Origin of the sequence: Moorena sp. SIO4G3 (assembly GCF_010692305.1) — a bacterium.
In the GTDB taxonomy this organism is placed as follows: domain Bacteria; phylum Cyanobacteriota; class Cyanobacteriia; order Cyanobacteriales; family Coleofasciculaceae; genus Moorena; species Moorena producens_A.
Genome location: NZ_JAAHIG010000422.1, coordinates 1 through 7,254, shown reverse-complemented (window position 1 = coordinate 7,254; position 7,254 = coordinate 1). Strand labels below are relative to the sequence as shown.

At 43.8% G+C, this 7,254-nt stretch carries 8 protein-coding genes; 2 read left to right on the top strand and 6 right to left on the bottom strand.

Annotation, left to right across the window (positions count from 1 at the left end; translation table 11 throughout):
* Positions 1-44: 44 nt before the first annotated feature.
* The 3 genes from F6J99_RS38735 to F6J99_RS38725 form a co-directional block, all read right to left on the bottom strand.
* Entirely contained in the window at positions 45-1,238 is a 1,194-nt protein-coding gene (locus tag F6J99_RS38735; RefSeq protein WP_293121325.1) for an NB-ARC domain-containing protein, read from the bottom strand.
* Positions 1,239-1,488: 250 nt separating this feature from the next.
* On the bottom strand, positions 1,489-1,752 hold the full coding sequence (locus F6J99_RS38730; protein WP_293121323.1) for a hypothetical protein: 264 nt from the start codon (positions 1,750-1,752) through the stop codon (positions 1,489-1,491).
* Between the two features lie 14 nt (positions 1,753-1,766).
* On the bottom strand, positions 1,767-1,901 hold the full coding sequence (locus tag F6J99_RS38725) for a hypothetical protein (protein ID WP_293121321.1): 135 nt from the start codon (positions 1,899-1,901) through the stop codon (positions 1,767-1,769).
* A 117-nt stretch (positions 1,902-2,018) separates the two neighbouring features.
* On the opposite strand from F6J99_RS38725, the gene F6J99_RS38720 reads away from it, so the two are divergent.
* On the top strand, positions 2,019-2,153 hold the full coding sequence (locus tag F6J99_RS38720; protein WP_293121319.1) for a hypothetical protein: 135 nt from the start codon (positions 2,019-2,021) through the stop codon (positions 2,151-2,153).
* Between the two features lie 388 nt (positions 2,154-2,541).
* Positions 2,542-2,796: a hypothetical protein gene (locus F6J99_RS38715; protein WP_070391754.1), complete on the top strand. Its 255-nt coding sequence runs from the start codon at positions 2,542-2,544 to the stop codon at positions 2,794-2,796.
* A gap of 43 nt (positions 2,797-2,839) precedes the next feature.
* Here F6J99_RS38715 and F6J99_RS38710 read toward each other — a convergent pair whose 3' ends face one another.
* The 3 genes from F6J99_RS38710 to F6J99_RS38700 form a co-directional block, all read right to left on the bottom strand.
* A complete protein-coding gene (locus tag F6J99_RS38710; protein ID WP_293121317.1) occupies positions 2,840-2,974 on the bottom strand; it encodes a hypothetical protein in 135 nt (44 codons plus the stop codon).
* A 1,220-nt stretch (positions 2,975-4,194) separates the two neighbouring features.
* Complete coding sequence (locus F6J99_RS38705; RefSeq protein WP_293121315.1) at positions 4,195-4,659, bottom strand: hypothetical protein; 465 nt, start codon at positions 4,657-4,659, stop codon at positions 4,195-4,197.
* Positions 4,660-5,054: 395 nt separating this feature from the next.
* Positions 5,055-7,142 (bottom strand): glycosyltransferase family 39 protein, encoded by a 2,088-nt coding sequence (locus F6J99_RS38700; RefSeq protein ID WP_293121313.1) that lies wholly within the window; start codon positions 7,140-7,142, stop codon positions 5,055-5,057.
* Positions 7,143-7,254 lie beyond the last annotated feature (112 nt).

Here is a 7,254-nt window from a genome sequence, read left to right as displayed (position 1 = left end):
TTCACTGGAGCAAGCCGAAAGGCAAGCCGGAAGGTTGAGGATACCTAGGAGCCGTATGCGGTGAAAGTCGCACGTACGGTTCTGAAGCGGAGGTGCCCCGGATAATACCGGGCATCGACCGTACCTAATTTCTTTTTCTCTAAACGTTTCTGAATTTTAGCGATGGTTAAACTCGGATGTATATCTAAATATCGCCCTACTAACTCCAAGCCCAAAGGCAAATAACCCAACCATTCACATAGGGCTTCTGCTTCATTTAGTTCGTTGTCAATGTGCTCTTTTCCAACAAGCGTACGCAATAATTCCAATGCTGCCTGTGGGGAAAGTAGATCCAGGTCAATTCGTCGGTAAGAAGCCCCTGGACGCTGACGGCTGGTGACCAGTACCTTGAACCGGGATTGTGCTGGAGGCAAATATTGATGAATTCTTTGTTTGTAGTCCTTGCTGAAAGAAGCCACATCATCCAGCACGATCAATACTGTTCCTTCTAGCCAATGTCTCCAGCAGTATCTTACCTGCTCGTTGAAATCTAGTTCATCTGGAATGTTTAATCCTAATTCGGTACGCCCAAAACTAACAACTTGAGTCCCGAGATCCACCCCTCGCACCGGGAATAAGCACAAACCACCAGGGTAGTTTTCCTGATATTTAAGAGCATATTGTAGAGCTAGTTCAGTTTTTCCCACACCGCCCATTCCGGCAATGGCACAAATTGCTAGTTTATCGGTGTTTTGAAGTTCCCGATGGAGCTGCTCAAGTTTATCTTGCCTCCCCACAAAGTGGGGAGTGCCACGATCAAGAATGTTAGTGGGGGGATTTGACGTTATCTGTTTTTTTTTGAGGCATTCCTCAATAAATTTCTTGACACCAAGATAGACCTGACTGTTTTGAGACTCTGGTTTGCACAGGTCAATATGGTTATTTGCTATGGCAACCGGCTTCACTTTTTCAATGCCTGGGTTGGCACTATCTGGGTCTACCACCAAAATTCCTTTGACAGGCTGGGTTTCATAATAGACCTTTGTGGAAATTCCTAAACTCCGAACATTTTCTCGATACCACTCATTTAATTCCCGTAACTGAGGGGAATGAGCTTTTAGTTCTTTTACACTTACAGTGGTTTGTGCCAAAACGCCAATCTTATCAATTAAATTAGCGAGATGAGCACCAGTGTGGGGAGTAGCCAGAAATACAATCCCTTTAGTCTGTTCAAGAATAGGTTGCTTTTGAAAGGTCAAGGCACTGCTAAGAGGAGATCTGAAAAGTTTTTTGATACTGAATTTTGCCCCCCTAGCCCCCCAATTCTGGGGGGAACAAGAATCAATTTGCTGGTAAAAGCCCCCAAAATTGGGGGACCAACGGGGGCTTAGATGTAGCAAATGAAACTTCTCAGACAACCTCTAAGCATTTTTTTGACTAAAAGCCCGCCCATACTGTGAGTAATAAATACTAATGGACGCTTGCCGAGATCTTGGATATCTAACCAATCTAATAAATTACTGGCTTGATCGAAAAGGGGCATACTGCTGTTGCTTTTCCAGTTTGTCGCTTCAGCCTGATACCCAAAAAGATATTAAGACCTAGCTGATCGTTTCCTAACCAAACTGGCCAGAAGTCATCATCATCCTGTTTTCCCTGGGGATGCCAGGTGCTTCTAGCATCTCCTCCCAGCCCGTGAACAAACACCACATCCGCACTAGCAAGTGAGTTCTGGTGGCTTGAGATTTTTATCAAGCCCGTTAAATTACTCAACGATTAGCCTCCAGTTAATTATATATCATTAACCAGTAGATGGCTGAAATCCAATCTCGATTTAGTTTAACACAAGCAAATAAATGGAGCAGGGAGCAGGGAGCACGGAACAGGGAATAGGGAATAGGGAATAGGGAAAAAGTTATCAAAATTAATTAGTTTTTCGATTTACTTTTACCGATAATTTCGATAAAATTACTTATCAAAAAAATGCGATTCTCTGAAAGATACGCTACGGGATTTACCAAGGGTCACGCTAAAAGCGATTGGCCGTAGGCCAAGCTACGCGATCGCATTCCCAAATTATCCTCTGTTACCTGTTACCTGTTACCTATTCCCTGTTCCCTAAAAAAAACGCGAACGCTAACATTTTTTTTTTGAATTTTACTTTGGCTATTTGACCCGGTGGTGCGTTACGGGGCGGACTATACCAAGGATGGCTAAAAAGCCAAAAATTAGGGCAATTCCGCCCCTAACACACCCTACGCAACTGTTCCCAATTCTCAATTCTTAATTCTTAATTCTGTGGCTGTTTGACCCGGTGGTGCGTTACGGTGCGGACTATACCAAGGCTGGCTAAAAAGAAAAAAATTAGGGCAATTCCGCCCCTAACACACCCTACGCAACTGTTCTCAGTTCTCAATTTTAATTCTTAATTCTTAATTCTTAATTCTTAATTCTGTACATTTTCTTTCAATACCCCCTCAGAAAATAATTTATAAAACCCCTTGACAACTTTAAATATAATCGTTATGATAATAGTATTAAATTCAACCAAAGGTTTTAACGATGACTGAAGAGTTTATCCCAAACGAAAACAACAATCCTGAAGAGATTACTCCCGCTAATACTCCTCAGGAACCTTCTCCAAAAAAATACCCAGTTAAGCACATTTTGAAAGGATCACGTAAAGCCATATTTAAGACCATGCATACCCTATATGCGCTGCGTTATGCGGAAATCTCCGAGTGGAGCCCCCTTCAGCCCACTGGCATCCCAGGGGAATTCATCACGATGATGACCAAGTACCTGATTATCGATTAAACTAATTTAGGGGGGGTAACCCCCCTGGCCAAGACATTAGGTCTCATGACATGGGATTGTGTTTAGGTTTGGTTGAAAAATTGTAGTCATCATCAAAACCTCTAGCCGTGGAAAGGATTTCTGCGGCTATTTTTTTTGGGAAGTTGAAGGTTGTTCGCGTAGCGTGGCCAAAGGCCAAGGTTATTAAGGTTGAAGGTTAGGGTGTTTAAGGTTGAAGTTTAGGATGTTGAAGGTTGAAGGTTAGGATGTTGAAGGTTGAAGGTTAGGATGTTTAAGGTTGAAGGTTAGGATGTTTAAGATTAGGATGTTGAAGGTTGAAGGTTAGGATGTTGAAGGTTGAAGGTTAGGATGTTGAAGGTTGAAGGTTAGGATGTTGAAGGTTGAAGGTTAGGATGTTTAAGGTTTAAGATTAGGATTTTGTTCGCCCTTGGTCTTTCAGTAGGGTATAGTAATCAGTTTAGGAATTGTGAGAATTGTTGATGCCATTTCCCTACTCCCGTCTTGATGCAGTCGCTCATGGGGGGAACCCCCAAGACCGCGCTGCATCGCTACTCCCTACTCCCTACTCCCTACTCCCTGTTCCCTGTTCCCTGTTCCCTATTCCCTTGACTTGATAAGCTTTAGCGGAAGCTCTCAGCCAAATGAATGCTCCGGTAGCGAAGGGAATTAGTAAAAAAAGGGTACCAAATGTCAAGGGATGTTCTCTGACATATTCGCTGTAAACCATCACTGCTATTGCTGAGCCACAATAAATTAACCCACACAGGGGAATAGCAATTACTAGTAAAGCAAATTTAGTATCTTTATCCATGGTAGTTTGACTAGGTTTTATCTTTTTATTTAAGCAATCAGCTGTCAGCATTAGGCTGAATGCTTACCTTTTTATAACACTTCTGAATTGGGTAAGGAACTTTTGTGTTGTTTTGTAGGAAGTAGTGACTAAGGCCGTGGGCCACGCGGGGCGCGTTCGGAGCAGGGAAGGGTAAACATTGAGAACTGCTATAGATAGCGATAAATCGTAAAAAAAACGGTAGTCAAATGACTACCGTTCTATTGATTGCTCCGATACTTTTTAGCTACCAAAATCTACAAAACGAAGAGCTTGGCTCACTAATGCAAGCTGCCAAAGCAGCCAGGGGGTATCTCCCAAGGCTAAACCCAGACGAAGCCCGGCTTAGCGCATAAATGAAACTCCACTCTGGACAAAAACACGTAACTACCAAAACCTTGGTTATCGGCTTTAATTTAAGTTACAAAGTATCTTTAATGGAATTAAATCTATGCTTAAATTCTAACTCATCTTTGTAGATATTGCAATTTTTTTGTAGAAAATAACCAACAGCAGCTAGCCTTTGAAAAGGTTAAAAATGTATTCGCGACTGTTTGTTTGTGAAAATCTTACTTAGAAAAGGTCAAGGTTCCAAGGCTTGATACTTCCACAACAGCCTCGTCATTGACATAGGAACGGACGCCCCCCATCAGGAGGCTGTTGTTTTCTTGGTAGGCACCTGCCCATGTATCACGAATAGCATAAGGCCAACCAGAAGGCCGTTCTATTACGGTGAAACCTATCGAAAAAGGAGCGGTGTCGCAACACCGACCCTTCTCCTGATTAGTGACCCAAGAGAAACTCCCGATATTACCACTTTTGGTAAATGATCCTACAGGACTGTAAGTCGTCCTATAAACACCGGTGATTTGACCAATCCTTGAATCTGTATCGATAATCTCGATTGTGAAGTTGTTGTCTTCAGAAACGTAGGTTCCGAGTTCAGGTAGTTTGCTGGCAAAAGCTACTCCACCGCTAAAAAGTATGATCACGGCTAGAGCAAAACTCAAACAAAGTGTGTAAATACGATTCATTTTTGGTTTTTTCCTTTGAAATACTAAAAATTGATTGGTAACCGTTTTTTAGATATTTGGTTCCCATCTCTGTACTTGGGAGCAGATGAAAGTTACAGAACCTATGAACTGTGTACGATTAGAGTAAGCTAAAACCCATGAAGGAGCGATAGCTTTAGTACAAATGCTCTGTATATAGCACTACCCATTAAAGTTAGGACATTGATACAAGCAGCAAAAGCTGTTGTAGTCAACTTTTGCCTCTTGCCTCTTGCCTTTTGCCTTGGGCGTAGCGCTATAATTGATCTGCATCACTGACATGCTCCCTCTGTACTTTACTAGATCTAGTGGTTCATTTGACAATGAATCACTTCCCCTCAGTACTTTACTATGATGTTGCTCGTTTCTGCAACGGATCAGTTTCGATTTTCCGCAACACATCGATAAAGCTTATAACTGTATTGACCAGCCCACTTTCGAGAGCGCTTTTCTCGAAAACATTGCTGAGATTCTAGGTCAACTTTAGTACGGAAATTGACTAACCATAAATCTAGTGGTCGTGGCAATTCCTTTAATTGTTGCTGTAATTGTTGGACAGCATCTTCGTAACTGGAACTATTCCGGTCATGACCTACTAAGAAAAATTGGGGAAAATCTCTGGAATTATCATTAGAAGCATTAGCAACAGCTATACCCTTCAATCCCCAAGCTAATCCCATCATGCGCCCGGTCTGTCCATGGTGTTTGTAGGTCGTTGCGATCGCAACCGGTGCTTCACTTGCTTCCTTAACAACAGACACTAGTAGATCCGGGCGCTCGTTTTGAAGATAACCAAGATTCGAGACTGTCACTAATCCACCCAACAGCCCAATCAACCATACCGCTACCACTATCCTTTTGCCAAAGTAAGACTTATCGCCTTTTCCAGATGAATTGACCTCACTGTCTTTAGCTGCAAGCCCCCTAAATCCCCCAATTCTGGGGGACTTTAACTCCATTTCCCCCCAAATTTGGGGGGTTAGGGGGGCGGAATTTGCTGTATAGTCTTTTTCATCCCGATCAGGTACATCGAATTTTGTTCCACTTTCCTGTGTTCCCCTCCTGGGAGGGGTTAGGGGTGGGTTCCTGCTCCCTGCTCCCTGCTCCCTGCTCCCTGCTCCCTGCTCCCTGTTCCCTGTTCCCTGTTCCCTGTTCCCTGCTTGTGCAACAAGTCTAATCTGATTCCAACAACCACCTAAGCTTGCTGCCACCAAGAGGATCACTGCTGGAAAGTAGACGAAGTGAAAACGAGGGGCTGTGCTTAAATCTATACCGAAACCCCAGGTCAAGACTAAACATAACCCAATTGCTGCTAAGACATAGTCCCTTAGAATTGTGATAGCGGAACCGTTATGGTGATCGAGTTGCTGCAATTTCAGTCCATAGCGGAGATGGGATACTATCCAAACCACTAGGATTAACGTAACTATACCGGAAACAATAATAATTCCTAGGGATAGGTCATAGAAAGAAGAAGGTAGCAGTAACACCATACTGAACAGCCATAGTAAGAATCGTCCTATGGGTTCAATCCATCGTGCGATCGCATTTTGGCTATAAATCCATTGGGTAGGGGGACTATCATGAATCGCTTGTAAGACCGGTATCCACACTAAACATCCCGCTAAGGAACCGATAGCTACTCCATAAATCCGCCACCAGTAAGGTTTGATCAAAGCTAGTCGGTCTTGCTGAGTTTGTCGCCAAGCTTGTCTGAATAATGCGATCGCTTCCGCACCTAAAGTCAGGATAAAGAAATAATGGGTAGCAATCCCCAGACTATTCACTCCCACCCACGCTAACCCTAGCCAACTGGGCAACCGTTCACCACGGTCGATTAACTCTACCGCTTTCACCAAGCAACCCAGAGATGCTATCACTAGCACAATAGCCAGAGTATAATGACGAGCCTGTTGAGCTAGGAAAATCCCGAAAGGGGAAACAGCCATCATTGCTGCTGCTATGTGACCTACCAATAGTGAGCGAAAGGCCAGCCGACCTAGGCAAAAGATAGCAGGAATCGAGATTACTCCAAATAAAGCAGAAAGCGATCGCACTGCCCAAATGGAAACCATACCATCCTCTAATCGGAATAGTTTCAGCCACAGATGAGTCAGAGCAAAATAAACTGGGGGATGGGTACTTTCCCTTAATAAATAATGAATAACATCACTAATGCCAGCATCAGGAGATGGTTGTAGTGGGCTTAATAGGGTTTCCACTCCCATAAACTGATTCAGAGGTAAGGAGTAAAAACTGTTACCCAAGCTAAATACTGTTGTCGCACATTCATCAGTCCAAGGAGGTAAAACCCCTAGACCAGCAAAGCGCAGCAAAGCCCCAATCGTAATCCACAGCAGTAGTAATAAAACAGTTTGGGATTTTTTTAAGTACATAAAGGAAAGGGAGTAGGGAGTAGGGAGTAGGGAGTAGGGAACAGGCAATAGGAAACAGGCAATAGGCATCTTCACCTCGGGCTGCTGCAGGATGGCCCCCCGGTACGCGATCTCCGCCGCCAGGGGGTGGCCGCCTTCGAGGTAGCAGTAACCCATCAGCCCGTGGGTGCGGCCGTCGCGA